The sequence below is a fragment of the Flavobacterium sp. LC2016-12 genome (assembly GCF_015351595.1).
Classification (GTDB): domain Bacteria; phylum Bacteroidota; class Bacteroidia; order Flavobacteriales; family Flavobacteriaceae; genus Flavobacterium.
Genome location: NZ_JADKPT010000012.1, coordinates 19,196 through 45,291 on the forward strand (window position 1 = coordinate 19,196; position 26,096 = coordinate 45,291).

Annotated in this window: 28 protein-coding genes and 1 tRNA gene; 11 read left to right on the forward strand and 18 right to left on the reverse strand. The window is 33.3% G+C overall.

Annotated features, from left to right (window positions below; genetic code table 11):
* Positions 1–3: 3 nt before the first annotated feature.
* The 4 genes from IRZ99_RS16850 to IRZ99_RS16865 form a co-directional block, all read right to left on the reverse strand.
* Positions 4–360 carry a nuclear transport factor 2 family protein gene (locus tag IRZ99_RS16850; RefSeq protein ID WP_194658376.1) on the reverse strand — a complete coding sequence of 119 codons (357 nt, stop codon included), beginning with the start codon at positions 358–360 and terminating at the stop codon, positions 4–6.
* A gap of 33 nt (positions 361–393) precedes the next feature.
* Positions 394–1,614 carry a DUF763 domain-containing protein gene (locus IRZ99_RS16855; protein ID WP_194658377.1) on the reverse strand — a complete coding sequence of 407 codons (1,221 nt, stop codon included), beginning with the start codon at positions 1,612–1,614 and terminating at the stop codon, positions 394–396.
* A gap of 85 nt (positions 1,615–1,699) precedes the next feature.
* A complete protein-coding gene (locus IRZ99_RS16860) occupies positions 1,700–1,957 on the reverse strand; it encodes a hypothetical protein (RefSeq protein WP_194658378.1) in 258 nt (85 codons plus the stop codon).
* A gap of 206 nt (positions 1,958–2,163) precedes the next feature.
* Positions 2,164–2,237, reverse strand: a tRNA-Met gene (locus tag IRZ99_RS16865).
* 153 nt (positions 2,238–2,390) lie between these two features.
* On the opposite strand from IRZ99_RS16865, the gene IRZ99_RS16870 reads away from it, so the two are divergent.
* Both IRZ99_RS16870 and IRZ99_RS16875 read left to right on the forward strand, forming a co-directional pair.
* Positions 2,391–2,783, forward strand: coding sequence for an START-like domain-containing protein (locus tag IRZ99_RS16870; protein WP_026984135.1), 393 nt, complete (start codon positions 2,391–2,393; stop codon positions 2,781–2,783).
* 55 nt (positions 2,784–2,838) lie between these two features.
* Positions 2,839–3,678, forward strand: coding sequence for an aminotransferase class IV (locus tag IRZ99_RS16875; RefSeq protein WP_194658379.1), 840 nt, complete (start codon positions 2,839–2,841; stop codon positions 3,676–3,678).
* Here the strand turns inward: IRZ99_RS16875 and IRZ99_RS16880 are convergent.
* From IRZ99_RS16880 to IRZ99_RS16910, 7 genes are all read right to left on the reverse strand, one after another.
* Positions 3,675–4,235, reverse strand: coding sequence for a YqgE/AlgH family protein (locus IRZ99_RS16880; RefSeq protein ID WP_026984133.1), 561 nt, complete (start codon positions 4,233–4,235; stop codon positions 3,675–3,677). The two genes, IRZ99_RS16875 and IRZ99_RS16880, sit on opposite strands and share 4 nt — an antisense overlap.
* A 128-nt stretch (positions 4,236–4,363) precedes the next feature.
* Positions 4,364–4,636 (reverse strand): HU family DNA-binding protein, encoded by a 273-nt coding sequence (locus tag IRZ99_RS16885; protein ID WP_017498096.1) that lies wholly within the window; start codon positions 4,634–4,636, stop codon positions 4,364–4,366.
* Positions 4,637–4,816: 180 nt separating this feature from the next.
* Positions 4,817–5,764: a methionyl-tRNA formyltransferase gene (gene fmt, locus IRZ99_RS16890; RefSeq protein WP_194658380.1), complete on the reverse strand. Its 948-nt coding sequence runs from the start codon at positions 5,762–5,764 to the stop codon at positions 4,817–4,819.
* The gene (locus IRZ99_RS16895; RefSeq protein ID WP_194658381.1) at positions 5,764–7,659 is read right to left on the reverse strand and encodes an ATP-dependent DNA helicase RecQ; all 1,896 of its coding nucleotides are present in this window, start codon (positions 7,657–7,659) and stop codon (positions 5,764–5,766) included. The genes fmt and IRZ99_RS16895 overlap by 1 nt, the downstream gene beginning before the upstream one ends.
* Before the next feature lie 65 nt (positions 7,660–7,724).
* The gene (locus IRZ99_RS16900) at positions 7,725–8,258 is read right to left on the reverse strand and encodes an ATP-binding protein (RefSeq protein ID WP_194658382.1); all 534 of its coding nucleotides are present in this window, start codon (positions 8,256–8,258) and stop codon (positions 7,725–7,727) included.
* 619 nt (positions 8,259–8,877) lie between these two features.
* Positions 8,878–9,501 (reverse strand): hypothetical protein, encoded by a 624-nt coding sequence (locus IRZ99_RS16905; RefSeq protein WP_194658383.1) that lies wholly within the window; start codon positions 9,499–9,501, stop codon positions 8,878–8,880.
* Between the two features lie 18 nt (positions 9,502–9,519).
* Positions 9,520–10,437: a S9 family peptidase gene (locus IRZ99_RS16910; RefSeq protein WP_194658384.1), complete on the reverse strand. Its 918-nt coding sequence runs from the start codon at positions 10,435–10,437 to the stop codon at positions 9,520–9,522.
* Positions 10,438–10,709: 272 nt separating this feature from the next.
* On the opposite strand from IRZ99_RS16910, the gene IRZ99_RS16915 reads away from it, so the two are divergent.
* The 4 genes from IRZ99_RS16915 (at position 10,710) to IRZ99_RS16930 (ending at position 14,068) form a co-directional block, all read left to right on the forward strand.
* On the forward strand, positions 10,710–11,006 hold the full coding sequence (locus tag IRZ99_RS16915) for a DUF493 family protein (protein WP_042567278.1): 297 nt from the start codon (positions 10,710–10,712) through the stop codon (positions 11,004–11,006).
* 3 nt (positions 11,007–11,009) lie between these two features.
* Complete coding sequence (locus IRZ99_RS16920; RefSeq protein ID WP_056195845.1) at positions 11,010–11,732, forward strand: DUF4290 domain-containing protein; 723 nt, start codon at positions 11,010–11,012, stop codon at positions 11,730–11,732.
* A 91-nt stretch (positions 11,733–11,823) separates the two neighbouring features.
* On the forward strand, positions 11,824–13,137 hold the full coding sequence (gene murA / locus IRZ99_RS16925) for a UDP-N-acetylglucosamine 1-carboxyvinyltransferase (protein ID WP_194658385.1): 1,314 nt from the start codon (positions 11,824–11,826) through the stop codon (positions 13,135–13,137).
* 55 nt (positions 13,138–13,192) lie between these two features.
* Complete coding sequence (locus IRZ99_RS16930) at positions 13,193–14,068, forward strand: cation diffusion facilitator family transporter (protein ID WP_194658386.1); 876 nt, start codon at positions 13,193–13,195, stop codon at positions 14,066–14,068.
* A 343-nt stretch (positions 14,069–14,411) separates the two neighbouring features.
* On the opposite strand, the gene IRZ99_RS21315 is transcribed toward IRZ99_RS16930, so the two are convergent.
* The 4 genes from IRZ99_RS21315 to IRZ99_RS16950 all read right to left on the reverse strand — a co-directional run bounded on the left by IRZ99_RS21315 (position 14,412) and on the right by IRZ99_RS16950 (position 18,455).
* Positions 14,412–14,579 (reverse strand): GIY-YIG nuclease family protein, encoded by a 168-nt coding sequence (locus tag IRZ99_RS21315; protein ID WP_370527668.1) that lies wholly within the window; start codon positions 14,577–14,579, stop codon positions 14,412–14,414.
* Between the two features lie 117 nt (positions 14,580–14,696).
* Complete coding sequence (locus IRZ99_RS16940) at positions 14,697–17,186, reverse strand: DUF5686 and carboxypeptidase regulatory-like domain-containing protein (protein ID WP_194658387.1); 2,490 nt, start codon at positions 17,184–17,186, stop codon at positions 14,697–14,699.
* 157 nt (positions 17,187–17,343) lie between these two features.
* Positions 17,344–17,757, reverse strand: a complete 414-nt coding sequence (aroQ, locus tag IRZ99_RS16945) for a type II 3-dehydroquinate dehydratase (protein WP_194658388.1) — start codon at positions 17,755–17,757, stop codon at positions 17,344–17,346.
* A gap of 131 nt (positions 17,758–17,888) precedes the next feature.
* Positions 17,889–18,455, reverse strand: a complete 567-nt coding sequence (locus IRZ99_RS16950) for a porin family protein (RefSeq protein ID WP_194658389.1) — start codon at positions 18,453–18,455, stop codon at positions 17,889–17,891.
* A 510-nt stretch (positions 18,456–18,965) separates the two neighbouring features.
* On the opposite strand from IRZ99_RS16950, the gene IRZ99_RS16955 reads away from it, so the two are divergent.
* From IRZ99_RS16955 to IRZ99_RS16975, 5 genes are all read left to right on the forward strand, one after another.
* Positions 18,966–19,475 carry a hypothetical protein gene (locus tag IRZ99_RS16955; RefSeq protein ID WP_194658390.1) on the forward strand — a complete coding sequence of 170 codons (510 nt, stop codon included), beginning with the start codon at positions 18,966–18,968 and terminating at the stop codon, positions 19,473–19,475.
* 173 nt (positions 19,476–19,648) lie between these two features.
* Entirely contained in the window at positions 19,649–20,224 is a 576-nt protein-coding gene (locus IRZ99_RS16960; RefSeq protein ID WP_194658391.1) for a porin family protein, read from the forward strand.
* 184 nt (positions 20,225–20,408) lie between these two features.
* Entirely contained in the window at positions 20,409–20,984 is a 576-nt protein-coding gene (locus IRZ99_RS16965; protein ID WP_194658392.1) for a porin family protein, read from the forward strand.
* Positions 20,985–21,063: 79 nt separating this feature from the next.
* On the forward strand, positions 21,064–21,960 hold the full coding sequence (gene xerD / locus IRZ99_RS16970) for a site-specific tyrosine recombinase XerD (protein WP_194658393.1): 897 nt from the start codon (positions 21,064–21,066) through the stop codon (positions 21,958–21,960).
* Between the two features lie 131 nt (positions 21,961–22,091).
* Entirely contained in the window at positions 22,092–23,612 is a 1,521-nt protein-coding gene (locus IRZ99_RS16975; protein WP_194658394.1) for a PAS domain-containing sensor histidine kinase, read from the forward strand.
* 77 nt (positions 23,613–23,689) lie between these two features.
* Here the strand turns inward: IRZ99_RS16975 and rny are convergent, their stop codons facing one another.
* The 3 genes from rny to IRZ99_RS16990 all read right to left on the reverse strand — a co-directional run bounded on the left by rny (position 23,690) and on the right by IRZ99_RS16990 (position 26,052).
* Positions 23,690–25,252, reverse strand: a complete 1,563-nt coding sequence (gene rny, locus IRZ99_RS16980; RefSeq protein WP_194658395.1) for a ribonuclease Y — start codon at positions 25,250–25,252, stop codon at positions 23,690–23,692.
* Positions 25,253–25,461: 209 nt separating this feature from the next.
* Entirely contained in the window at positions 25,462–25,755 is a 294-nt protein-coding gene (locus IRZ99_RS16985; RefSeq protein WP_026984116.1) for a cell division protein ZapA, read from the reverse strand.
* A gap of 6 nt (positions 25,756–25,761) precedes the next feature.
* Positions 25,762–26,052: a hypothetical protein gene (locus tag IRZ99_RS16990; protein ID WP_026984115.1), complete on the reverse strand. Its 291-nt coding sequence runs from the start codon at positions 26,050–26,052 to the stop codon at positions 25,762–25,764.
* Positions 26,053–26,096: the final 44 nt, after the last annotated feature.

Genomic DNA, 26,096 nt, shown 5'->3' on the forward strand with positions numbered 1-26,096 from the left:
TAATTAATTATTTTCAACCAGTTCGATATCCATTGTTTTTATTAATCCATCCTGAAAGGTATAAATATGTTTTACGAATCCGTCAAACATCAAATTTCCTTGCAAATCTTTTACATTTTGATGAACTTTAACTTCTAAGCTTCCGTTTTCTCTTTCATTGAAACCCACTGGCTCAACATTTGGGTTAATCTCTGTCCATTGTCTGGTCCAATACTGCTTAATTTCATCGTGTCCGGAAATGTAACCTCCTTCCCATGCTTTTGACCATTGTACATCTGGTTGCATTGTTGAAAGTGCATTGTCAATGTTTCTTTCGTTAAAAGCTGTGTAGGCTTTTTTGATTGTGTTTTCGAAGCTCATGATTGTGTTTTTAAATTTAAATTCGGAATCAACTTAAAATAATTCCAATTGATTATTCGGATTTACCGGTTTGCTTTTAGGAGGCTTAGCATCTCCAAAAACAGTTTTCCCTCCATATTTGTATGACTCGTCTCGTTCTCTCTGAATCAAGGCGTCAAAGTTAGAATTGGGCGTAAAACTTTCTTCCGCTTTTCTTGAGATTTCAGATAATTTTTGAATGGCTTGTATTTTATCATTGTTACCAATTTTAGCACGGTTAATGGCTCTCTGCAAAGTATCAATCGTCTCGTCATAAATTTTTACCGGAACAGGAAACGGATGGCCGTCTTTTCCGCCATGAGCGAATGAAAAACGTGCAGGATCTTCAAATCGGGTCGGGGTACCGTAAATGATTTCGCTAACTAGTGCTAGTGATTGTAATGCTCTAGGCCCCATTCCTTTTAAAAGTAATAGTTCCTGAAAATCTTCTGGCTTGTTTTCGTGTGTTGTCCAAAGCATTGCACCGAGTCTCTTCATATTCACATCTTCCATTCTGACATCATGATGGGCAGGCATAGAAAGATGCTGCATTTCTTTCATAATTTTTGTTGGAGACTCTTTAGATAATTCTAAAATACCTTCTCTTGATTTTGTGGCCGCTTCAGCGGTAAGGTTTAAAATTCGCCCTTGATTTTCGCCATAAATAAAAGTATGCGGTTCGTTTATAAATGATTTTAAATCCTGTGAATGCCAATGGTATCTTCTTGCAGTTTGAGAATTAGGATTCATTCCTTGCTGAATAACGGCCCATTGTCCTTTATTGTCTACAATAAAATTATGCTGATACAATTGAAAACCATCCTGAATGGCTGTATTATCTACTTTAGCGGTAAGTCTGCTGCAATTCGCCAGATTATGACCGTCAAGGCCAGTTTTCTCACCCACAAATAGAAGTTCCTGTGGCGTTGTCATGGAATGCTTGCCTTTACCTCCGCAGATGTAAATTCCGAGTTCTTTTGAGTGTGGGTTTACAGATTTTTTTAAAGCCCCAAGTACTGAAGTTGTAATTCCGGAAGAATGCCAGTCCATTCCCATAACGGCGCCAAAACTTTGAAACCAAAAAGGATTACTTAGTTTGCTAATTACTTCAGAAGTAGAAAACTCCATAGCAATCGTTTCTACAATTGCAAAACCAAGTTTCGACATTCGTTCGGCAAGCCATAATGGAACATGACCATAGTGTAATGGAAGATCTGCTGTGCCGGAACGCTTCATTTAGTGGGATTTGTATTTACACAAAAATAACTAAAATACGTTTAAATGCTGGGAAGGTTGAAAAGATGTTACAGATTAGAACGGTTTACTTGTCCTGTTCTAAATTGTCAACAGCCGAAATTTGATCCAATATATTGGTTTGGTTGGGTGAAATATAGTTTTTTACCTCACTGGGAGTTTCTTTCTTAAAAAGAATATCTAAGGCATTGTATAATTTTAATAAAACATCTTTGTCCTCTTTTGCAATATCTAAAGCAGTATTAAAATTAAAAACATAATTATTAGAATTACGTACTTCTACTTTTATAGTTTTTGATGTGATTTTAAACTTAACTATGTCCATATTTATAACGTGTTAACTTTTTATATTTTTTTCTAATATGAAAATTCTGGGAATGCTAATTTTTCTAACATGCCGCTAAAAAGTATTAAAGATATTTAATTATTTAGAGTTATAGGTTAATTATTTACTGTAATTTTTTATTATAGTAAGAAATTAATTCTAATAAAAAAACCCTAATCAATTGATGATTAGGGTTTTGTTTTTTGTAGCGAGGACGGGAGTTGAACCCGTGACCTCAGGGTTATGAATCCTGCGCTCTAACCAACTGAGCTACCTCGCCAAGATTGCAAGTGAACCGTGTTCCTCATTGCGGGTGCAAAGATATAAATATTATTAAAGCTTCCAAGAATAAAATGAAGAAAAAAAAATATTTTTAAAAATGCATTGTTTTTGGACATATATTCTTATATTTCGAAAAAATTAAAAGTAGCACATGGATCCAAAAATACGTTACGAAATCGAGTTTCCTATAAATTCTTCGCCGCAATTATTATATCAATACATATCAACGCCTTCAGGGTTGTCAGAATGGTTTGCTGACAACGTAAATTCAAGAGGTGAATTTTTTACTTTTATCTGGAACGATTCTCAGGAAAAAGCGCGTTTAGCGTCTAAAAAGACTGGCGAAAAAGTAAAGTTTAAATGGGTCGATGAAAGCAGCAAGGATACAGAATACTTTTTTGAATTGCATATTTTAGTTGATGAATTAACTAAAGATGTATCATTAATGGTGGTCGATTTTGCCGAAAAAGAAGAAGTAGGAGAAGCTAAACAATTGTGGGAGAATCAGATCTCAGACCTGAAACATCTTATAGGATCTGTTTAGTAAAAGTCTATTTTATACCTTATATTTGCCCTGAACAAAATTCAGGGCTTTTTTTATGATTAATTTTAACGGAAACATAGTAGCGCAAGATGAAAATATATTAACTCAAAATCGCGCTTTTTTGTATGGTGATGGTGTTTTTGAAACACTAAAAATAGTAAATAACAGAATTTTGTTTCTTGAAGATCATTACTTTAGATTAATGGCTTCAATGCGTGTGGTTAGAATGGAAATTCCAATGAATTTTACAATGGAATTTTTTGAGGAACAAGTTTTAAAACTGGTTCAGGAAAATGAAATTTCATCTTCAGCCAGAGCACGAATAACCGTTTTTAGAAATGATGGCGGATTGTATTTGCCAAAAACGAATGAGGTTTCTTATTTAATTCATGCGACTCCTCTGGAAAATGCTTTATACGGCTTAAATACAGCTGAATACGAAGTTGATTTGTATAAAGATTTCTATGTGACCAAACAATTATTATCATCAATTAAAACGACGAATAAATTGATAAACGTGACTGGTAGTATTTTTGCTCACGAAAACGGTTTGGCTAATTGTCTTTTAGTCAATGATACAAAAAATGTGGTCGAAGGTTTACAAGGTAATTTATTTATGCTGACAGGTAAAAAATTAATTACACCTCCAATCTCTGAAGGATGTTTGAATGGAATAATGCGTAAACAAATTTTAGCGCTAGCTAAGAAACTGGATGGCATAGAAGTGGTAGAAGAAATAATTTCGCCATTTGATCTTCAAAAAGCTGACGAATTATTTCTGACTAATGTAATCATAGGAATACAGCCGATAACCAAATATCGAAAAAAGGAGTTTACAAGCAATTTGGCGCATTTATTAGTGCAGAAGCTTAATGAATCCATTTCTGAAAATTAATTCAGATACGGATTCTCAGGTGCATTAGACCAAATAAGATAATCACCGCCAAGCTCAATAATTTGCTCTTTCCAGAAATGGGTTGTAGACTTACCGATAATTTTGTTTTTATAACTATTATCGGTAATAATCCAGGAGTTTCCCTGCATTTCGCTCTCGAGCTGATTTTCGTCCCAACCCGTATAGCCTAAGAAAAAACGAATATTATTTTTACTAATAGATCCGTCGTTTATTAAGTCTTTGGTCGATTCAAAATCACCTCCCCAATAAATTCCATTAGAAATCTCGACACTATTCGGGATTAACTCTGGAATGTTGTGAATGAAATAAAGGTTGTCTTGTTCTACAGGACCTCCGTTATATATCTTGAAAGTGGCGTCAATTTCAGGTATCAGATCATTAATAGTATATTTTAATGGTTTATTAATGATAAAACCTATTGATCCTTCTTTGTTATGGTCTGCTAATAAAATTACCGATCTATTAAATGATAAATCTCCAATTATAGAAGGTTCGGCAATAAGCAGGTGTCCTTTTTTTAATTTTTCTGAAATCATACGGCTACAATTTTTATTAAATTTAATCATAAAATTTTTAAAAACCCAAATAAAATCGTTAAACCGCACAAAAAAACCCTCCATGAGGAGGGTTTTGATTATATTATAAGTTTAGAGAACTTTCTTACTTAGTTCACTGCACCTTCTAATTCAGCTCCAGCTTTGAATTTTACAACATTCTTAGCAGCGATTTGAATCGTTTTTCCTGTTTGAGGGTTTCTACCATCTCTAGCAGCTCTAGCAGATACTGACCATGATCCAAAACCTACTAATGAAACTCTTCCACCTTTTTTCAAAGTAGCTCCTACGTTTCCTAAAAATGATTCTAAAGCCAATTTTGCCGCAGCTTTTGTAATTCCTGCATCAGCAGCGATAGCATCGATTAATTCTGATTTGTTCATAATAATTAGTTATTAATTGTTGGTTAAAAAAAATTGTTAATACACAAATTTAGTAGGAAATCCGTTCCTTGCAAGTGTTTTCTTTAAATTTAGCAAAAATTGTTAATAACTTAGTTTTTTTGTTCATAAAGCCAGCTGTTCATCGATCAAAAACAGGTAGAAACCCCTGTTTTACTGACGTTAATACAGCTTTGCAGTATCAGAAAAAGTTATCCCATTTAGCAATTCTGCTACCTGCATTCTCTTTTTTCCTGGCAATTGTAAACTTAATAGCTGTAAAAAGCCATTTTGAACCGCAACTTTGATTTCTTTTTTGCTGCAAATTAAGCTTCCGGCTTCGTAAGAATGTGCTTCTGAAACTAATTTTGCTTCATATATTTTAATGGTTTGCTCTTCCTCTTTATCTTTCAAAAAACACCAGGCTGCAGGATAAGGACTTAAACCGCGAATCAAATTATTGATTTCTTCTCCGGATTTTGTCCAGTCGATTTTACAGTTTTCCTTATTTAATTTATACGCCGTTTTAATTTCTGCATTGTCTTCCTGAATTGTAGTAGTTACATTTCCATTTTCAATCACTTTCAAAGTATCAATAACAGTCTCGCTTCCTAATAACATCAATCGGTCGTGCAATTGTCCCGCGCTTTCTTCTGGTTTAATTGCAATTTCAGAATTTAAAATCATAGCTCCGGTGTCAATTTTATCATCAATAAAGAAGGTTGTAACCCCAGTTTTGGTTTCTCCATTAATAATAGCCCAGTTAATTGGTGCAGCTCCGCGATAATTTGGCAATAAAGAAGCATGAAGATTAAAGGTTCCTAAACTTGGCATTTCCCAAACTACTTTTGGTAACATTCTAAAAGCAACTACAATTTGTAAATTGGCATTCAATGCTTTTAACTCAGCTAGAAAAGTTTCGTCTTTTAAATTCGTTGGTTGTAATAAGGTAAGGTTGTTCGCCAGCGCATATTCTTTCACTGCCGAATATTTTATTTTTTGTCCGCGCCCCGCTGGTTTGTCTGCAGCTGTAATAACGCCAACAACATCGTAATTGTTCTTAATAATGGTATCCAAAATGCCGACAGCAAATTCAGGAGTTCCCATGAATATAATTCTCAATTTTTCCATTATGATTTTAAAGTGTATTTATTATTCGCTAATATGGTAATATGATTGTTTTCTAATAATTCCTGAAGTACCGAAACAATGTCATTGGCATCTAGTTTTATTTGGGTTTGAAGCTCTCTAGAAGTCATAGAAGCTGATTTTAATAAATGCAGAATTTTGTCCGCAATCGAATCGGCTTCGGTAATTTTTCCTTTTTGAGTAATGCAGTAGGAGCAGATACCACAATTTTCTGTTGTTTCTTCTCCAAAGTAATCTAAAACTAAGCGGTTTTTGCAGGTTTTGTTTTCCTTTATATAATATAGGACAGACATCAACTGTTCTTTTTTTAGCTGATTTTGTTTTTCGAGATATTTCGAAACTCGATTTATAGTTAAATCATCTTCGCGAACTTCATTGAATAAGATTGTCGCGTCGTTATTTTTTGATTTGTATTCTATGATTTCCTTTTCCCTTAGTTTTTCTAAAACAGCCGTAACCTGTTCTTCGGTATGATGTGATTTTTTGGCAATCAACGAAAGGTTAAAAGGCGTTTTCATTTCGTAAACTCCCGGATACGTTCTCAAAATCGCCAGAATAATTTCTTCGTCGTTTGGATTTAGACTCATGTACCGAATTACTTCTTTCGATTCGATTAAAAATTGCATTGTAATCTTCTCTGAGAATTCTTGTGACATGGTAATAATTCCTTGTTGATTCAAAAACTGCAAAGCATTATAGGTTTTTAGGGTAGGGAAGTCATATTTATTACAAAAATGATTCAGTTTAAAAGAGAAAGAATCGTCAAGTCCTTCGCCGTAAGCAATCTGAAAGTAATTGCAAAGTTTTACATACATGGTTTTCAGAAACTTTTTATCGGGCAAAACACTCAAAAATTGCTGTTCTGTCTGATTGGCATCAGCATTATTAAAAAGCAATACCGAAAAAGCTTTTTCGCCATTTCGTCCCGCTCTCCCGGATTCCTGATAATAATTTTCCAGATTTTCAGGTAACTGTGTATGAATAACTGTTTTTACATTGTCTTTGTCAATCCCCATTCCAAACGCATTTGTGGCCACGATAACCTGCGCTTGTTCCGACATCCACAATTGCATGTTTTTATCTTTTTCTTTAGCCGAAAGTCCACCGTGATAATACGTCGCTTTAAATCCTAACGATTGTAATTGTGTTGACATATTTAAACACGATTTTCTATTTCGTACATATATAATAGAAGGCTGTGGATTTTTCTTTAGAATTTGTTCGGTGCGATACAATTTGTCTTCGATTTCAAAAACCATGTACGCAATATTTTTTCTTTCAAAAGATTGTTGGAAAAAATTAGGGTCTTTTAAGCCTAATTCCGTTTTAATATCCTCAATAACTCTTGGAGTTGCCGTAGCGGTTAAAGCCAAAAAAGGAATTTTAGGGAAATATTTTTTAAGTTCTGAAATCTTCAAATAAGCCGGACGAAAATCGTGTCCCCATTGCGAAACACAATGCGCTTCATCAATAGCAATTAGATTTATGGGAAGATCTTTGATACGCTCCAAAATCCAGTCAGACTGTAAACGCTCTGGTGAAAGGTATAAAAACTTGTAATTTCCGTGTTGGCAATTGTCGAGAAGGTCAATTATTTCTTCAGTATGAATTCCACCTGTAAGTGCAATCGCTTTAATATCTCGTTTTTGCAAATTTGCTACCTGATCTTTCATCAAGGCAATCAAAGGCGAAACGACCAAACAAATACCTTCCTGCATCATCGTGGGAACCTGAAAACAAATCGATTTTCCTCCGCCGGTTGGTAAAAGGGCAAAAGTATCTTGACCGTCCAAAACTGAGTCAATAATCTCCTTTTGCAACGGTCTAAAACTGTCGTGTTTCCAGTATTTTAAAAGAATTTCTTGCGCTTCTGGCATTGGTCTTGTTTTAAAGTTAAAAAATTTAGAAATCAGTTTCTAGTTTTGCAACTTTAACCAAATGCCTAAATTTTATCTAAGATATAAAGAATTCTGTTCTCCACCGTATCTTTAGGCACTTCAATTAAGTCGTAACCGTATTTCTTATAGGTTTCAACAAGGTGCTTCTGGATCGTTAATGCCTGTTCGAAATTCTCGTAACGCTCAGTATCGCTTTCGTAAATTTCCTCCCAAGGCGGTAAAATAAATGTTTTTGAATATTTAAAATCTTCGCAGGCTTTTGTAAAATGCGTCGGATATTCATCGCCAATATAATCCATATAAGCAACGACATCCGGAATTCCGCGATCTATAAAAACGACATTTTCAGGTTCTTCAAGGGCGTTTTCGAATTGTTTAATTCTACCTTGTAATAACATTTCGCTAAACAATAAAGGCTGTTCCAGGAACAATTGTTCGATCCCGCGTTGTTGCGCTTCGAGCGTAACTTGTCTTGAAATTTCAGGGTAACAGCAGTAGCCACGAGCTACCAATTCGTTGATCAGAGTAGATTTTCCCGTTCCCGGGCCACCAATGAGAACTATGATTTCTTTTTGCACTTTCTTAAAATAAAGCGCAAATTTACCTAAACTTATTGGTATTTAAAAAGATTATTTTGCCTGAAGCGGATGATTTCGCAATTTTGGAGGCATGGGTTCCTGCTTTCGGCTTTATCTTTTATGGCTAACCCCGCCATAAAAGGATACCGCCTCAATCAGGGCTATTTAGGAAATATGGTTTTATTTTTGGGAAGATTTACAATATTGCGCGCTCCTGCAAGGTTTTCAAAACCTTGTAGGTATAAAAGAACGAAAGCCTTCAGAAACTTTATTAGACTGGACTGAAGTCCAGCTCTACAAAATAAATTGTTCCTCCGGTACTAAGCAAAAAGAGCCGAAGGTTCTAAAATATTGTAGGGCTGGACTTTAGTCCAGTTTAGGTTGGAATGTTAAGAATTTACAGTCCCAGCGGGACGTAATGTTTATAGAAAATTAAAAAGTTGTTTTGTAAAACCCCATCGGGGTGGGATGTTTGAAATCGACATATCGCTCCGATGGAGCTTTTGAATATCAAACTTAAAAATTTGCTAAAAATATTTTGCTCCGCTGGAGCTTTGCGCTTCTAATTTTGAATATTCCTTATTTAAAACCAAGGATTATGAAATAATTTGTCTTTGATTTAACCAAATATTTTCCACCATTTCTTTTTAATTGCTCCTGAAACCACTCTTGGGTTGTCTTCAATTTGGTTCCCATCAAAATCTAAAACATATTCATTCGATTCAAAATCGAATAATCGTATTACGTTATCTTCAATACTAAATTCTGTTTTGCCTTCAGGATTTATCCAAATATCTCTTCCTCCAAAACGCCAAACAATTTCACCTTCTCTTGTAATTCGTAATATTTCTAATTCGCCATGTATTACAAAATCTTTTTCAAGTTTATAAATGCACAAATTTGTAAAATGATCAAACTCTCTTTGCCATATTAATTCTAGAGACGGAATTTCTAAACAATAAATTTTATTACAAACGCAAATCCATATTTTGTCATTTTCAATAATAAATGAATTATCGTAAACTCCAGTGCCTCCGCCAATTTCGCCAATTATAGCATTAGAAATTTCGGTTTCAAATTCTTTAATGATAATTGCATGTTTGCTTGTAGTATTAAAATTTTCTTGGTAATAATCTTCATGAAAAAACACCTTATTATATTGACGTAAATTTTTAACTGAATTAAAAATGTAATTAGGCTCATCAATGACTTCAATTTCAAAACTTTTATATTGTTGTTTCATATCTAATTATAAAATTAATCATTCACAAAACAAATACTTCCCAAAATCAGCCCCTTTCTTCTTAGAAGGAACAATCAAATGCGATTCAAATTTCTTTCCTTTCAAAACATCATTCACAAAATCCAAAACATATTGTTTTCCGTCATGAAAAAGATAGCCAGAGAATTCATGTCCTCCACCGCAAAACGTAATCATTTCAATATCCTTATGTAGATCAATCATATGATTGTAAACGGCATATGAGCCAAATAGAATCAACCAACCCGAAGCATTCGTCGGGCAGGAGCGATGCGAGCCTGCAGCGTACGGAACAGTTTGGTCATTATTTCCATGTGCTAATAACATCGGCATTGCTCTTTCTTTTGTAATTAAATTGATATCCTGTATCGCACCCGAACCTCCAATAAAACCGGCATATTTAAAGTTTTCGGGCAAATTACTTTTATAGAGATTCATCAATTTATAATCCCAAAATGAAGCGTGAAAACCAATTTCGGCACCCGCACTAATTCCTGAAATAAAGAGTTTTGAAGCATCAAGATTGTATTTATTAGCATTTTCAATCAAAAACGAAGTCGCCTGCCACATATCACTCACGCCAATTTGGATCGCTTTTATTTTTTCGGTCAAAGTTCCTTTACAGCCAAAATCTTTTCCTTTCATATATAAACTGTACGAAATGCTTGCAACCGCATAACCGTTTTTCGCCATAAACATTCCAAAGTCTTTCTCGCTCGTACGTTCTCCGCCAGAAAAACCTCCACCAAAAGCAAAAATCACTAAAGGAATTTTTTCATTTGATTTTTTCTCAGGCAAATACAAATCTAAATCGAGTTTGATGGTGTCGTTCTGGAAATAAGTCATTGTTTTAATTTCCTGAGCTTTCATCGAACTGAATGTAATCGCAATAAGAAGGAGAAGAATGTTCTTTTTCATAGCATTGTGGTTTAATCTCGCAAAGGCGCGAAGTCGCAAAGTTTTTCAAATATAAAGGTTAGCTGCTAATTTCACTAATTTACTCTAATTTTTTATTTGGTAACTTGCTCTAAAACATATGAAATTTCTGATTTTTTTAGATTGTTTTAATTCGTGAAAATTCGTGAAATTCGTGGCAAAAAACCGCTCGCCGTTTCATCCTAAAAAATCTAAAATCTAAAATCTGAAATCTGAAATCAAAACCGTATATTTGCGTTTATTTTTAATTACGAATGGAGAACGATAAAGAAAAAAACACCGCCGAATTTTACGAAAGATTAAAGGTAGAGCTGGATAACGCAAACACCTGGCCTGCTGAATATTTGTATAAATTCATTGTGCCTTCAGTAGCCGATAATGTTGAGCGAGTTGAAAAAGCTTTTGACAGTATGGGTGCGGTTATCAAAACAACAAAATCTAAAACCGGTAAATTTACCAGTGTTTCTGTAGATGTTACGATGAACAGCTCTGACGATGTGATTGGCAAATACAAAGAAGTATCTACAATAGAAGGTATAGTTTCATTATAACTTATGGTCGAAAAATATAAAAAAGAAGTCGCAAATGACGTTGTTTTTAATTTAGAATACAATTCTGAAAGACAGCGTTTACTTATTCCTGAATATGGTCGTCATTTGCAAAAACTGATTGATCAGGCTACTATTATTGAAGATGCCGAAACGCGCAATAAAGCTGCGAAATACATCATTCAGGTAATGGGAAGTCTTAATCCGCATTTGCGTGATGTACCCGATTTTCAACATAAATTATGGGATCAGCTTTTTATCATGTCTGATTTTAAATTAGATGTAGAATCGCCGTATCCAATTCCGTCTCGCGATGTATTGCAATTAAAACCAGATGTTTTACAATATCCGCAAAACTTTCCTAAATATAGGTTTTATGGTAATAACATCAAATATATGATTGATGTTGCCAATAAATGGGAAGATGGCGAAATGAAAAATGCATTGGTATTAGTGATCGCTAATCACATGAAAAAGTCATATTTAAGCTGGAACAAAGACACGGTAAAAGATGATGTGATTTTCGAGCATTTATTTGAATTGTCAGGAGGAAAAATCAATTTGTTACAAAGTACAGAAGAGCTTTTAAACACAACTGATTTATTGCGTACGAACAAACGTATGTCTAATAAAATTACGCCGCCGGGGCAACCAAAAATCCAAAGCAATAAAAACAATAAAGGCCCGGGAAAACCAAAACCTTTTCAGAAAAACAATAATCAGAAATAAAAAAAGGTGCTAAGATGCTAAGGAGCTAAGAAGCTAAGAATTTTAGCTTAGAGCCTCAGAATCTCAGAACCTTAGAACCTAAACAAGATCTATGGGAATTTTTAAAATCGAAGGAGGAATTCCTTTAAAAGGAGAAATCACTCCGCAAGGAGCAAAAAATGAGGCATTACAAATTTTATGTGCCGTGCTTCTAACGGGGGATAAAGTAAGAATTAATAATATTCCCGATATTATTGACATCAATAAATTAATCACTTTGTTGGGTAATTTAGGAGTGAAAATTCAACGCAATGAACCGGGTTCGATTACGTTTCAGGCCGATGAGGTTAATGTTGGATATTTAGAAACGGAAGCTTTCAAAAAAGAAGGTGGAGCACTTCGTGGTTCTATAATGATTGTTGGACCGCTTTTGGCTCGTTTCGGAAAAGGATATATTCCAAAACCGGGTGGAGATAAAATTGGTCGTCGTAGATTAGATACACACTTTGAAGGTTTTATTAACCTTGGAGCAAAATTCAGATATAACAGAGAAGATCACTTTTATGGTGTAGAATCTCCGGCAGAAGGGTTGAAAGGAACAGATATGTTGCTTGATGAAGCTTCTGTAACAGGAACTGCAAACATTGTAATGGCTGCTGTTTTAGCTAAAGGTCAAACTACAGTTTACAACGCTGCATGTGAGCCTTACCTACAACAATTGTGTAAGATGTTGAACTCTATGGGAGCTAAAATTACAGGAGTTGGTTCAAATTTATTGACTATTGAAGGTGTTGAAAGCCTTGGAGGATGTGAGCACAGAATCTTACCTGATATGATCGAGATCGGTTCATGGATTGGTCTTGCGGCTATGACAAAAAGTGAAATCACGATCAAAAATGTAAGTTGGGAAAACTTAGGTTTGATTCCAAATACATTCAGAAAATTAGGTATTACAATTGAAAAACGTAACGATGACATTTATATTCCAGCTCACAAAGATGGATATGAAGTGAAAACAGATATCGACGGTTCTATTTTAACAATTGCCGATGCACCATGGCCAGGATTTACGCCTGATTTATTAAGTATCGTTTTGGTTGTAGCTACACAAGCAAAAGGCGATGTTTTAATTCACCAAAAAATGTTCGAAAGCCGTTTGTTTTTCGTAGATAAATTAATTGATATGGGAGCAAAAATTATGTTATGCGATCCGCACAGAGCGGTTGTTATGGGACATAATTTCGAATCTCAATTAAAAGCAACAACAATGTCATCTCCTGATATTCGTGCGGGAATCTCATTATTAATTGCGGCTCTTTCAGCAAAAGGTACAAGTACAATTCAAAATATCGAACAAATTGACCGTGGATACGAGCGTATCGATGAGCGTTTGAGAGCTATTGGAGCAAAAATCGTGAGAGCGTAAAAAAATATTTGCCACTCCCAATAGCTATCGGGAGTGGCGAAAAAAAATAGTCTAAATGACAGATGAACAAAAAGCTATAAAAGCTACATACTTTAGTATAGCTGGAAACACCTGCTTAGCCCTTGTAAAAGGTTTAGCAGGTTTTTTTGGCAATTCTTACGCCTTGATTGCAGATGCAATAGAATCAACTGCAGATATATTTTCGTCTTTTTTGGTTTTATTTGGAATCAAGTATTCAAATAAACCGCCAGATGAAAATCATCCTTATGGACATGGACGTGCAGAACCATTAATTACCTTTTTGGTCGTTGGTTTTTTAATTACTTCAGCAACGATTATTGGGTACGAAAGTATTTCTAATATTCAGACTTCGCATGATTTACCAAAATCGTGGACATTATATGTTTTAGGCGCTATTATTATCTGGAAAGAATATTCGTTTCGTTTAGTGATGAAACGAAGTAAAGAAACTAATAGTTCTTCTCTTGCTGCTGATGCCTGGCACCATCGCAGTGATGCCATTACTTCGGTAGCGGCATTTATCGGAATTTCTGTTGCGCTTATAATGGGAAAAGGTTACGAATCAGCAGATGATTGGGCGGCACTTTTTGCTGCTTTTTTTATCTTATACAACAGCTATAAAATTTTCAGGCCTGCACTTGGAGAAATCATGGACGAAAATCTAAATGATGATTTGGTTGAAGAAATTAGAGTAAAATCTTTGACGGTTCAAGGTATATTAGGAACAGAAAAATGCTTTATCCGCAAAGCAGGAATGAAATATCATGTTGATCTTCATGCAATAGTATCGGCACAAATTTCAGTGAAAGAAGGACATGATTTATCGCATAAACTACAAGACACTTTAAAAGAAAAAATACCTCAATTGGGTAATGTACTGATTCATATTGAGCCAGATGATTATCACTAGGAGAGGTTCAAAGTTGCAAAGGTTCAAAGGTGCTAAGGTTTTGAATCTATAAAAAAATCCGTTTATTCTTTTTTTAAAGAGTAAGCGGATTTTTTTATAGATAAAGTTTGTCACTTCGACGAAGGAGAAGTCACATAAAGTAGATCACGTCACGTAATTTCTCTTTCGAATGACAAAATTGACAATTTGATGGTTTATTCGAAATGATAATTAAGAAATTCCATGCCTGAATTGAAACTTTGTATTAATTCTATTTTCTTTTCTCTTCTCCATTTTTTTAATTCTTTTTCTCGAGCAATTGCTTCTTGGATCCAAACAAATTTTTCACAATAAACTAGAAATTCTATACTGTATTTTGAAGCAAAGTTTTGTTTCCATTTCCTAAATTGTCTTTATGTTGTTGTAATCTTAATTTTAAATTGTTAGTTACGCCGATATAAAAAGTAGAACGATATTTATTGGTTAAAATGTACACATAATAGGAATGAAATCCTTCTTGTGGATTAAACATAATTTTTAATGTTTTTATAGTTTTTTGTCACTTTAAACAAAGCATATGCAGAAGTTATTTTGTGTGAACTTCTTTATGTGACTTCTCCTTCGTCGAAGTGACAAGATTGTCTTTAATCTAATCAAGGACATTCAAAATCTTCAACCCAAAGACAACCCCGTTTTGTTGAATTCCGCCTTGGTAAGAGTGAACATAATCAACTCTAAATAATTTAAATTTTCCGAAGCCTAAATTGTCTAAACCAACAGTGAATTCAGAATACGGTTTTCTATCCGGAATTGCCAGTGAATGAAAGCCAATATTCATTGTAGATTTTAAAAGATTTAATAGCGGAATCTTATTCATAATAAAACCGGTATCATTATATTCTGAATGTATTTCAAGATAACTGTCATTCGTGCTATTGGCATAATATGGCATCATATTAAAAACATTCAAATAACGATCGCTTGTTCCTATATGCGTTTGGTTTCCGTTAAAATGTCTGTAATCTATAAAAGATATATTTTCAGCATTAAAGAATTTTCCGGCTTTGAAACTCATTCCCAGAAGACCTTTGTTTCCTAACGATAAATCGTATTGAACAGCAGCGCCAAGTCTCTCAAATTCATATTTTTTCTCGCTGGCGGCAAAAGCTTTTTCAAAAATCAAAAATACAGTTGGATATTTTTCGTCTTTAATATTATATCTCCCGTCTGGTCTTGAAATGTATTTGTTGCCAAAATTAATTCTCGCAGTCAAAGCTGTTTTAAATAAGTGATGCTGATCAAAAGCGGGAGTTGCAAAATCGTCTGGGGCTAAAGGATTATTAGAAGAATAAATATCATCCTTTTTAAAGAAAGAATAATCGGTTGTATTAAAAAGTGGTTTTCTTTGTTCGTACGCTACTTTAGCATTCAAATTAATTCCGTTTGCAACATCCTGAGCATAGTTAATTTGAGCAAATTCTAAATTGTACAATTTCATATAATTGTCCTTAAAGAATAATGAACTAATAGAATTGACAAATTTAGTTATAGGTTCAGCACCATTAAACTGAGCTGTTTTTGTTCCTCCGGAAGCCCAAATTGTGGCGTAATTAATATTGTTGAATCGATGGCTAAAATCTCCGGTAATACGAAAACGTTCGTCTGAAAAGCCATAATTAAAAGTGGTACTTATAGAAGTATTTGTTCCTTTCTCCTCATCCCATTTTCTAAAGGAAAAACCAGAATCAAAATTAAATCCCTGAACGGTATTAAAGCTTAATGAAGTTATGTTTAATAAACCTTTATACTCAAAAGAGTATTTCTTGAAGGTATTTTTATAATCATAACCCATTAGAATATCCCAAATTTTAAATTTGTTGTTTTTGGCGTCAACAGAGTCAGTATATTTTCTCGATTTTCTAATCGTTAGTAAACTATCTTTTTTGGTGTAATCGGTACTTTCTTCAATAGTTAAAGGGATTGGGCGGATTTCATTCCAAAAAGCATCATCTTTTTTATTGGCGTTCGCTTCAAAAGCTACAATTTCATTTCCAAAAGTTTTCTTTTCAAATGAATCGGGAAACTCATAATTCGAATAAACATAATTGAATTTCCCAGAGAATTTGATTCCAAAAATACCGGCATTAAATGAAAGGGTCTGCGCATTTTTAGACCAGATTTTATTCTTCGAATTATAACTGAAACTCTGTTTTAAAGTCATAATCTCAGTAAATTCATTTTTCATTCTGTACCCTTTAATGTGTAAATCTATCGCGTAAATCGCAAAACTATCATCGACAATATAAATGTAGCCTTCAAAGACCGGTTCTTTATCCCGTTTTGGCGTTACTTTAATTTTGTTGATTTGCTGATTGTTATCATCAAAGAAAGTGCCTTCCAGTTTGTATTTGTAGTAACTGAACGCATTATCAGCAATAGGGGAGATAAGTTTAATATCGAAGTCTAAAGTGTTGTCATAAAAATCATAAGTTGATAAAGAAGCGGTGTTGTAGCTGTAGCCTTTATTGTTTCCAGAGATTTTAGAAGCAATGATTTTCTCCTTTAATTTGTTCGGTTTTTCAAAAGAAATTTTCGAAATAGTTTCAGATAAATACAAGATTCCTGTTCCTGTCGAATCTAGATTGGAAGCCATGTCTTCGCCAAGATCGACTTTTTGTCCAAGGATTTTCTTTGGAAGATCTTTCACTTTGAACATTCCTTTTGAATAGAAATCGGCAGTATAGCGTGAGGTCTTCTCTGAGTTTTCTTTTTTGTTTGCAATCGCGCTTTTTATAATGGCGTTTGCCGGATTGTTTTTAGGATCAATAATAACTTCGTTTAAAGTAAAACTTTCCTCCAGCATTTTTACATCGAGCGTAATTGTTTTGGATTCTGATGAAACTGCTATTTTTTGGGTTTTAAAACCCAAATACTGAAACGTAATTTTGTTTTTGCCAACTTCTTTTACATTCAGTTGGTATTTTCCCTGCTCGTTTGAGGTTGTACTCGTATAAGTGTTTTCTTCAAGAACAGATACAAAAGGCAAAGGATTTCCTTTTTCATCGGTTATGGTTCCCTTGATTTGAGCAAAGTTAGAAATCGAAAAAAGTAAAAAGGCAAATAAAGTATAGTTTCTCATGAAAGTTTTTTCTCTCACAAAAATAGAATAACTTAAAAACGAGCTTATTAATAATTTGTTAAATTGTTTGTCAGGCTGAGCGGAGTCGAAGCCCTCTCGTTTCTATTAGCCTTCGACTTCGCTCAGGATGACATTCGCGTACAAAAATGATACTTATTTACAAAAAAGACTGAATGGCTAATTCGTAGCTTTTTAATCCAAAGCCTAAAATAACACCTTTTGCATTTCCAGATAAATACGATTGATGTCTAAAGCTTTCGCGAGCATATGTATTCGAAATATGAACTTCAATCACTGGTGTTGTAATCGCTTTCATAGCATCGCCAATGCCAATAGAAGTGTGTGTGTAAGCGCCGGCATTCAAAATGATTCCGTCAAAAGAAAAACCAACTTCCTGAATTTTTCCAATCAACTCGCCTTCAATATTACTTTGATAATAAGAAAGTTCAACGTTTGGAAATTTATGTTCCAATATCTCAAAGTAATTTTCAAAAGTCTGGCTTCCGTAAACTTCTGGTTCTCTTTTTCCTAAAAGATTTAAATTGGGTCCGTTGATAATGCAGATTTTCATAAGTAATTTAAATTTTATTAGTGTGATTAATTCCGTTTTACATTTCACGGAATACATTTCACAAGTATGTAAAAATAAAAAAACCGTTCCAATTAATAGAACGGTTTTTATAAAACTATGTGATATTCTTTTTAGAACATGAATCCAGCTGAAATTTGAACTACTGAGTTTCTAATATCGGCATTAGGAGAAACATCTGTTAATCCTAAACTGTAGCGTCCTTGTAGAAATATACTTTCGGTAATTTTTAACCCTAAACCTGCGTTAACAGCGAAATCAAAAGTATTGGCATCTTCGAAATCTACGTCATTTTTTTGACTTAATAAAAATGAAGCTTGTGGTCCAACTTCTAAGCTTAATGATTTTGTCATATAGATTTTAGCCATTACAGGAATAGATAAATAGGCTAATTCATTTTTGAAATCTTCCTGAGCATCGGCAAATTTATAAGTTGCTCCTTGAGTAGAATATAAAAGCTCTGGTTGAATAGCGAATTTTTCTAATAATTTTACTTCTGCAACCACACCAACATGATAGCTAGTAATTCCATCTTTATCAAATGCTACACCATCTAATGTTGCATCTCCAGGTTGGCTTGCAAAGTTAACCCCTGCCTTAACTCCAAGTTTTAATAATTGGGCTTGTATTGTAGCTGATGTTGCGATGAACAGGATAGCTGCTAAAATTATCTTTTTCATAAAATTGTTTTTAAAAATTGGTATTTTTTTTAAATGTTATATATAGACCAAAACTACAGAATTATGATTTTATTGTTTTGCGTTTTACATTAAATAATTAATAAAATTCGGATGAATTTTTAAAGTGACTAGATAATTGGCTCTTTTTAAGAGTGTTATTCTTATGTATTAGAAAATAGTTAAAATTTTATTTAATAAGAATTAGATGTCTTTTTTTTAGAATTTATTTAAGATTTCTCTGCAGTATTTTTAGGCTTAAATTTACTACAACAAACACAAAATGAAAAAGAATAACTTTTTTTGAGTTATAATTAAGTATGATTTTGATGTTTTTCTCAACGCAAAAAAAGTTGTTATTTGACCTTTACCTGTATTATTAACGTCTCTAAGGTCGCCTTAATCTCGTAAGATTTTAGCTCTAATTACTGCTTTATTTATTAAAACACAAATAATTTTTTAATAAGTATATTTCTATATTTGAATCATTAATTATAAACCAAAAAAATAAAAATGAAAAGAATTATTTTATCTGCAATTGCAGTTATGGCGTTTGGATTTGCAAATGCACAAGATGGACATTTTAAAGTTGGAGCTCACGTTGGTTTGCCTCTAGGTGATATTAAAGATGCTTCTTCTGTAAACTTAGGTATAGATGCTGCTTATCTTTGGGATGTAGCTGATAAGTTTAGTGCTGGTGTTACAACTGGTTATACTACTTATTTAGCTAAAACTTACACTTATGATGATGGATTTGTTTCATTTGAAACAAAAGGAGATGATGTAGGTTTTATTCCAGTTGCCGGAACTGCACAATATTCAATCTCTGATAATTTATTTGTTGGAGGAGATTTAGGGTACGCGATTTATGTTGGTAGTGGTGAAGGAGTAGATGGAGGGTTTTTGTACCAACCAAAGTTTGGTTACCAAAACGAAAAAATTGAATTATATGCTGCTTATAAAGGAATTTCTAATGATGGAACTTTTTCTTCAATAAACTTAGGATTTAACTATAAATTTTAAATTTATTAAAAAATCTATAATGTTTAAAACCTTCCAGTTTGGAAGGTTTTTTTATTTTCGGTTTATAGTGTGATGTTTTATAATAATAACATTATTAATAAAAAACAAATTATTTTTTATTAAGTATATTTTTATATTTGGTGTATTAATTTTAACCCAAAATCAGATAAAAAATGAAAAGAATTTTTTTAATTACTATTGCATTAATGGCATTTGGAGTTACAAATGCACAAAAAACAAGGTTTGGAATAAAAGGGGGGCTTAACATAACGACATATTCCGGAGGAGATTACTGGGATGCTAATTCTTTAGTAGGTTTTCAAATTGGAGGTTTCGCTGAGATTAAAGTTATTGAAAGATTGGCGATTCAACCAGAGGTTTTATTTTCTATGCAAGGTGCTAATCTTGATACTCCTTTTGGGGATTATGATGAGAAATTAAATTATATAAATATTCCTGTTTTGGCTAAATTTTATATAACAAAACAATTTACAGTTGAGGGTGGGCCGCAATTAGGATTTTTAGTATCTGCGAAAGCTGAAGGCGAAGATATTAAAGATGATTTTAAATCAATGGATACCGGTTTTAATTTTGGTGCTGGTTATAATTTTACAGATAATGTTTCTGTGAATCTTCGTTATACTGTTGGTTTATCTAATGTCCTTGATTATGAAGTTGATGATGCAGATGAATATTTTGATAGTCCAAAAAACAGTGTTTTAGCTTTGACTTTGGGATATAAATTCTAAGATAGCATAAATAGATATTGTAAAAACCTTCCTGATTCAGGGAGGTTTTTTATTTGTTTTTTATTTCATTTTTCATACCTGTGATTTTTTGTCGTAGTTACATTATTATAAAAAAGCAAATTATTTTTTATTAAGTAAATTTTTATATTTGACTTTTTAATTTTAACCCAAAATAAAATAAATAATGAAAAGAATTTTTTTAGTTGCTATTTCAGTACTGGTATTTGGATTTGCTAACGCCCAAAAAACTCGGTTTGGAGTAAAAGGAGGTCTTAATATTGCAACTATTGGAGGTGCTGAGGAGGCTAAGGCTAGTGCTTTAATAGGTTTTCAAGTTGGTGGTTTTGCTGAAATCAATGTTTGGAAAAAATTTTTCATTCAACCAGAACTATTATTTTCTGCTCAGGGAGCAAAATTTGAATACGATGGTGCGCGAGATTTTAAAATAAATTTGAACTACATCAATATTCCCGTATTGGCTAAATATTATATTACAAAAGAATTTACTGTTGAAGCTGGGCCACAACTTGGATTTTTAGTTTCTAGTAAAAATATTTCTAACGAAAATTCAATTGATCTAGGTTTTAATTTAGGAGCAGGATATAATTTTACAGATAATTTCTCTGTAGGTATTCGTTATACTATTGGTTTGTCAGATGTTTACGAGTATGCAAATAATGATGATATTGATGGTTTTGGTTTTTATGATGGCGGACATACTAACAATGTTTTAGCTTTAACTGCGGCATATAAATTCTAATCTATAATTATGATATTTTTTAAAACCTTCCCAATCCAGGAAGGTTTTTTTATGCCTAAAAATCACTTACTTTGTAAATATGAGCTGGAACAGATATATAAAAGATTATCAATCGTATTTGCGAATCGAAAGAGGTTTGTCTAAAAATACCATCGAAAATTATGGTTTTGATATTGAACGACTTTGTCTTTTTTTAGATGGAAATAAAATGGAGGTTTCGCCATTAAAAATTACCGATGAAACAATTCAGCAGTTTATTTACCATGTTTCTAAGGAGTTAAATCCGCGTTCTCAGGCGCGTATTATTTCAGGATTAAAAAGTTTTTTTAACTATTTAGTTTTTGAGGATTATAGAAATGACAATCCTTTAGAATTAATTGAAACGCCAAAAACAGGTCGTAAATTACCAGATACATTGGCGGTTCAGGAAATTGACTCACTTATAGCGGCAATCGATTTGAGCTCAAATGAAGGCGAACGAAACCGTGCTATGTTGGAAACTTTATACGGTTGTGGACTTCGGGTTTCGGAACTCGTTTCTCTCAAAATTTCTGATTTGTTTTTTGATGAAGGATTTATAAAAATTACAGGTAAAGGAAATAAAGAACGTTTTGTACCAATTGGGAAGTTGACACAAAAATACATTCAAATTTATCAGAACGAAATTAGAGGAAATCTAACTATTAAAAAAGGCTGTGAAGATACTCTGTTTTTGAACAGAAGAGGAAATCAGTTAACTCGTGCAATGATTTTTACCATCATAAAAGATTTGGCAGTAAAAGTCGGTCTTAAAAAAAATATCAGTCCCCATACGCTTCGTCATTCTTTTGCAACGCATCTTCTGGAAAATGGTGCCGATCTAAGATCAATTCAATTAATGCTTGGTCACGAATCAATAACAACTACTGAAATTTATGTGCATTTGGACAGAAGTTTTTTAAAAGAAGTAATGCATTCTTTTCATCCAAGGAAGTAATTTTTTTTGAAGAGACTCTGTTTTTATCTCAAAAATTAATATATTGTATGATAAATTCTATTAAATGCAGATAAAATCGACGAACTGCATTTTTTTGGTTTTAATCGGTCAATTTACATAAAAGTTACTATATGGTTTTTGATTTATATGAAAATGATGATTGCTTAGAGATTAATAATTTTTATAAAAAATTATTAGCTGAAATGCCCGATTTGCTTTTTCAGTTTGTAATAGACAGAGACAATAATTATACTTTTCCACTTATAAGTAAATCAGCTGATGCTATTTTTGAAATTTCTGCTAAGGAATTTACAAATGATATTAAGCTTCTTATATACGACAGAATTTTCCCTTCTGACAGAGAACTTTTTTTTCAATCTTTGGTAAAAGCACGCAGGGAAGTAAAGCCTTGGGAAATAGAGTTTAGAGCTGTCTTACCAAAAAAAGGCTTGCGCTGGTTTAAAATCTCCTCAAAAACAGAAAAGTCAATTGCTGATAGCGTTAGCTTTTTCGGGCACGTTTCTGATATTACCGAGCTTAAAGATAAGGAAGAAAAATTGCGTATTTCCGAAGAACGATTTCAATTTGCCCTTGATGCCTCGACGGTTGGTGTTTGGGATTGGGATATGGTAACTAATAGTGTTTTTTATTCTTCATTGTCCCTTAAAATTCTGGAGTTAGAGTCTACAGATATCTTTGATGATCCCGAACGTTGGGATAAAATTGTTCATCCGGATGATCTTCCAAAATATTATTCTGATATACAGGAGCATTTTGATAATAAAATACCTTATTACGAAAACTACCATCGTGTAATGACTTCGAGTGGTAATTACAAATGGATTCTCGATCGTGGAAAGGTGATTAAACGTGATGAAAACGGAAAACCATTGCGTGTGTTAGGAACGCATACAGATGTTTCTTTGCAGAAAGAAAAAGAGTTAGAGATTATAAAAACGATGAAATTATACAGCGACCAGAACAGTCGTTTGTTGAATTTTTCACATATCGTTTCTCATAACTTAAATACGCAGGCCGGAAATATTAAATCAATTTTAGACTTTATTGATGCCGATGTTGATAAACAAACTGTCGATGAAATGTTAGTGCATTTAAGGACAGTTTCTAATGATTTGAATGACACTATTTCAAATTTGACACAAATCGTAAAAACACAAAGTAATATTAATATTGCCGTTGTGCCATTGAAACTTTGTGAATATATCGAAAAAACAATCACCACGATAAAAGGATATGACAAGCAAAAGAATGTTGTAATTGTAAATAATGTCCCGAATTATTTGACTATTAATTTTAATCCCGCTTATCTTGAAAGTGTTTTACTAAATTTTACAACGAATGCTATAAAATATGCTCATCCGGATCGCGATCCAATTGTTGTATTCGATTTCGGTATTGAGCAGGAAGGTCAAAAATCATTAAAGATTACAGATAATGGTTTAGGTATCGATTTAGCCATTCATGGCGATCTTTTATTCGGAATGTATAAAACCTTTCATAAGCACGAAGAAGCACGCGGAATTGGCTTGTATATTACCAGAAATCAAATAGAAGCGATGAAAGGAACTATTTCGGTTGAAAGTGAAGTAGGAGTGGGGACAAGTTTTAAAATTGTATTCGGCGATCTATAAGAGTTGAAATTTAGTATAAAAACAATAAAGGCTATCTTTTTCAAGATAGCCTTTATTGTTTTTATAAAGAATGGAGATTACTTCGCGATATTAACGGCTCTTGTTTCTCTAATAACTGTTACTTTAACCTGACCTGGATAAGTCATTTCTGTTTGGATTTTTTGTGAAATCTCGAAAGATAAGTTTGCTGCATTATCATCAGAAACTTTTTCGCTTTCTACAATTACACGAAGTTCTCTACCGGCCTGAATTGCGTAAGCATTTTTCACACCTGTAAATCCGTAAGCTACTTCTTCAAGATCTTTCAAACGTTGGATATAAGAATCTAAAACTTGACGTCTTGCACCTGGTCTTGCACCTGAAATAGCATCACAAACCTGAATAATCGGAGATAACAATGATTTCATTTCGATCTCATCGTGGTGAGCTCCAATCGCGTTACAAACTTCTTCTTTCTCGCCATATTTTTCTGCCCATTGCATACCTAATAAAGCGTGTGGTAAATCACTTTCAGTGTCTGGCACTTTACCAATATCGTGAAGTAAACCAGCTCTTTTAGCTAGTTTTACATTTAAGCCTAATTCGGCTGCCATGATACCACAAAGTTTAGAAACTTCTCTTGAGTGTTGTAGTAAGTTTTGTCCGTAAGAAGAACGGTATTTCATTCTTCCCACAACTTTAATTAATTCAGGGTGTAATCCGTGAATTCCTAAGTCAATTACAGTACGTTTACCTACTTCAATAATTTCATCATCAATTTGTTTAGCTGTTTTAGCAACAACTTCTTCAATTCTGGCCGGGTGAATACGTCCGTCAGTTACTAATTTGTGCAATGACAAACGTGCGATTTCTCTACGAACAGGATCAAAACAAGAAAGAATGATAGCTTCCGGTGTATCATCAACAATGATTTCAACTCCGGTTGCAGCTTCAAGAGCTCTAATGTTACGTCCTTCACGACCAATAATTCTACCTTTTACATCATCAGACTCAATGTTAAATACAGAAACGCAATTCTCTACTGCTTCTTCTGTTCCAACTCTTTGAATGGTGTTGATGATAATCTTTTTAGCTTCTTGCTGTGCAGTAAGTTTAGCCTCTTCAATTGTGTCCTGAATATGAGACATAGCTTTACTCTTGGCTTCGGCTTTTAAACCTTCCACTAACTGTTCTTTTGCTTCTTCTGCAGAAAGCCCTGAAATTACTTCTAATTGCTGTAATTGGCTTTTGTGTAATTTATCAACCTCCGCTTGTTTTTTGTCTAAAACATCAATTTTATTAGTGTATTCTAATGTTTTAGCTTCAAAATCATCGTTTACTTTCTTAGCCTTAGAAAGTTCATTTGATATTTGTGATTCTTTATCGCGAACTCTTTTTTCTACTTCAGCAACTTTCTTGTCTCTTGCTAAAATAACCTGTTCGTGCTCTGATTTTAATTCGATAAAACGTTCTTTTGCCTGAAGGATTTTATCTTTTTTAATATTTTCTGCTTCTAAATTAGCATCTTTTAAAATGGAAGAAGCTTCTTTTTTTGCGTTTTTAATAAGATTAGAAATATTACTTTTTTCGATAATTTTAGCTATTCCAAAACCTGCTGCAATACCTATTATACCTGAAATGATGATCGTTATGATGTCCATGTTTGTTTAAATTTATATATAAAAAAAGCCTACATTAATTGCTTGAATAAACTCGTAAAGACAAGTTTTGAGCTAACTCACTGTTCAAGTTTTCCCAATAAAATCGGGACGTACTATAGTAGCGACGATTCACTCACTTTAATTTGTTAGTGTTGAGTTTACCAATTGTGAACTAATGTAGGCAGTATCTTAGTTTCTGTAAAGAACGTTTAATTTTCGAGATATTGATCTAATAGCGAATTTAATCTTTTAATTCTTTCGATGGTTTCTTCGCCATCAATCGCGTTGTCAATTTGTTTTTGTTCAACCTGTGATGCAAATTGTAGTGCACACATAGCCAATACATCTTGTTTGTCACGAACCGCGTAACTTTCTTCGAATTGCTTTATCATAGCATCAATTTTCTTAGAAGCACTTCTAAGTCCTTCTTCCTGAACAGGTTCAACCGTTAAGGGGTAAACGCGGTCTGCAATTGATATTTTAATTCTAAGCTTTCCGTCCATGTTTTTCTAATCTGATAATTGCGCTATACAGTAATCAATTTCGCGAATTAATGAATTTATTTTAAGCTTTGTCTCTCTCTTGTTATTGTCGCTGCCGAGCAACGAATTGGCTATTTTAAGTGTGTCATACTGCTTTTTCAAAGCCTCCATTTCTTCAGATTGTTTCTGGATGATTTGCGCAGCTTTGGCTAATTGTAATCGTAATTCCTGATTGTTTTTCTCCAGGCCTTTTGATTTTTCAAAAAGCTTTTCGACTTTATATTCAAGAGTATCAATTATTTCTGCAATTACACTCATTATAAATCCTATTCATTACTTAATCATACAAAGTTAGTATTCCT

What these genes read in the sequence shown, in the direction of transcription:
- IRZ99_RS16960 (WP_194658391.1), top strand. Translation starts at nt 19,649, where the DNA reads ATGAAAAGAATTTTTTTAATTACTATTGCATTAATGGCATTTGGAGTT.
- IRZ99_RS16920 (WP_056195845.1), top strand. Translation starts at nt 11,010, where the DNA reads ATGGTCGAAAAATATAAAAAAGAAGTCGCAAATGACGTTGTTTTTAAT.
- IRZ99_RS16880 (WP_026984133.1), bottom strand. Translation starts at nt 4,235, where the DNA reads ATGATTTCAGAAAAATTAAAAAAAGGACACCTGCTTATTGCCGAACCT.
- IRZ99_RS21315 (WP_370527668.1), bottom strand. Translation starts at nt 14,579, where the DNA reads ATGTTTAATCCACAAGAAGGATTTCATTCCTATTATGTGTACATTTTA.
- IRZ99_RS16885 (WP_017498096.1), bottom strand. Translation starts at nt 4,636, where the DNA reads ATGAACAAATCAGAATTAATCGATGCTATCGCTGCTGATGCAGGAATT.
- IRZ99_RS16965 (WP_194658392.1), top strand. Translation starts at nt 20,409, where the DNA reads ATGAAAAGAATTTTTTTAGTTGCTATTTCAGTACTGGTATTTGGATTT.
- xerD (WP_194658393.1), top strand. Translation starts at nt 21,064, where the DNA reads ATGAGCTGGAACAGATATATAAAAGATTATCAATCGTATTTGCGAATC.
- IRZ99_RS16975 (WP_194658394.1), top strand. Translation starts at nt 22,092, where the DNA reads ATGGTTTTTGATTTATATGAAAATGATGATTGCTTAGAGATTAATAAT.
- IRZ99_RS16985 (WP_026984116.1), bottom strand. Translation starts at nt 25,755, where the DNA reads ATGGACGGAAAGCTTAGAATTAAAATATCAATTGCAGACCGCGTTTAC.
- IRZ99_RS16895 (WP_194658381.1), bottom strand. Translation starts at nt 7,659, where the DNA reads ATGCCAGAAGCGCAAGAAATTCTTTTAAAATACTGGAAACACGACAGT.
- fmt (WP_194658380.1), bottom strand. Translation starts at nt 5,764, where the DNA reads ATGGAAAAATTGAGAATTATATTCATGGGAACTCCTGAATTTGCTGTC.
- rny (WP_194658395.1), bottom strand. Translation starts at nt 25,252, where the DNA reads ATGGACATCATAACGATCATCATTTCAGGTATAATAGGTATTGCAGCA.
- murA (WP_194658385.1), top strand. Translation starts at nt 11,824, where the DNA reads ATGGGAATTTTTAAAATCGAAGGAGGAATTCCTTTAAAAGGAGAAATC.
- IRZ99_RS16930 (WP_194658386.1), top strand. Translation starts at nt 13,193, where the DNA reads ATGACAGATGAACAAAAAGCTATAAAAGCTACATACTTTAGTATAGCT.
- aroQ (WP_194658388.1), bottom strand. Translation starts at nt 17,757, where the DNA reads ATGAAAATCTGCATTATCAACGGACCCAATTTAAATCTTTTAGGAAAA.
- IRZ99_RS16860 (WP_194658378.1), bottom strand. Translation starts at nt 1,957, where the DNA reads ATGGACATAGTTAAGTTTAAAATCACATCAAAAACTATAAAAGTAGAA.
- IRZ99_RS16990 (WP_026984115.1), bottom strand. Translation starts at nt 26,052, where the DNA reads ATGAGTGTAATTGCAGAAATAATTGATACTCTTGAATATAAAGTCGAA.
- IRZ99_RS16870 (WP_026984135.1), top strand. Translation starts at nt 2,391, where the DNA reads ATGGATCCAAAAATACGTTACGAAATCGAGTTTCCTATAAATTCTTCG.
- IRZ99_RS16875 (WP_194658379.1), top strand. Translation starts at nt 2,839, where the DNA reads ATGATTAATTTTAACGGAAACATAGTAGCGCAAGATGAAAATATATTA.
- IRZ99_RS16905 (WP_194658383.1), bottom strand. Translation starts at nt 9,501, where the DNA reads ATGAAACAACAATATAAAAGTTTTGAAATTGAAGTCATTGATGAGCCT.
- IRZ99_RS16955 (WP_194658390.1), top strand. Translation starts at nt 18,966, where the DNA reads ATGAAAAGAATTATTTTATCTGCAATTGCAGTTATGGCGTTTGGATTT.
- IRZ99_RS16940 (WP_194658387.1), bottom strand. Translation starts at nt 17,186, where the DNA reads ATGAGAAACTATACTTTATTTGCCTTTTTACTTTTTTCGATTTCTAAC.
- IRZ99_RS16950 (WP_194658389.1), bottom strand. Translation starts at nt 18,455, where the DNA reads ATGAAAAAGATAATTTTAGCAGCTATCCTGTTCATCGCAACATCAGCT.
- IRZ99_RS16850 (WP_194658376.1), bottom strand. Translation starts at nt 360, where the DNA reads ATGAGCTTCGAAAACACAATCAAAAAAGCCTACACAGCTTTTAACGAA.
- IRZ99_RS16855 (WP_194658377.1), bottom strand. Translation starts at nt 1,614, where the DNA reads ATGAAGCGTTCCGGCACAGCAGATCTTCCATTACACTATGGTCATGTT.
- IRZ99_RS16915 (WP_042567278.1), top strand. Translation starts at nt 10,710, where the DNA reads ATGGAGAACGATAAAGAAAAAAACACCGCCGAATTTTACGAAAGATTA.
- IRZ99_RS16910 (WP_194658384.1), bottom strand. Translation starts at nt 10,437, where the DNA reads ATGAAAAAGAACATTCTTCTCCTTCTTATTGCGATTACATTCAGTTCG.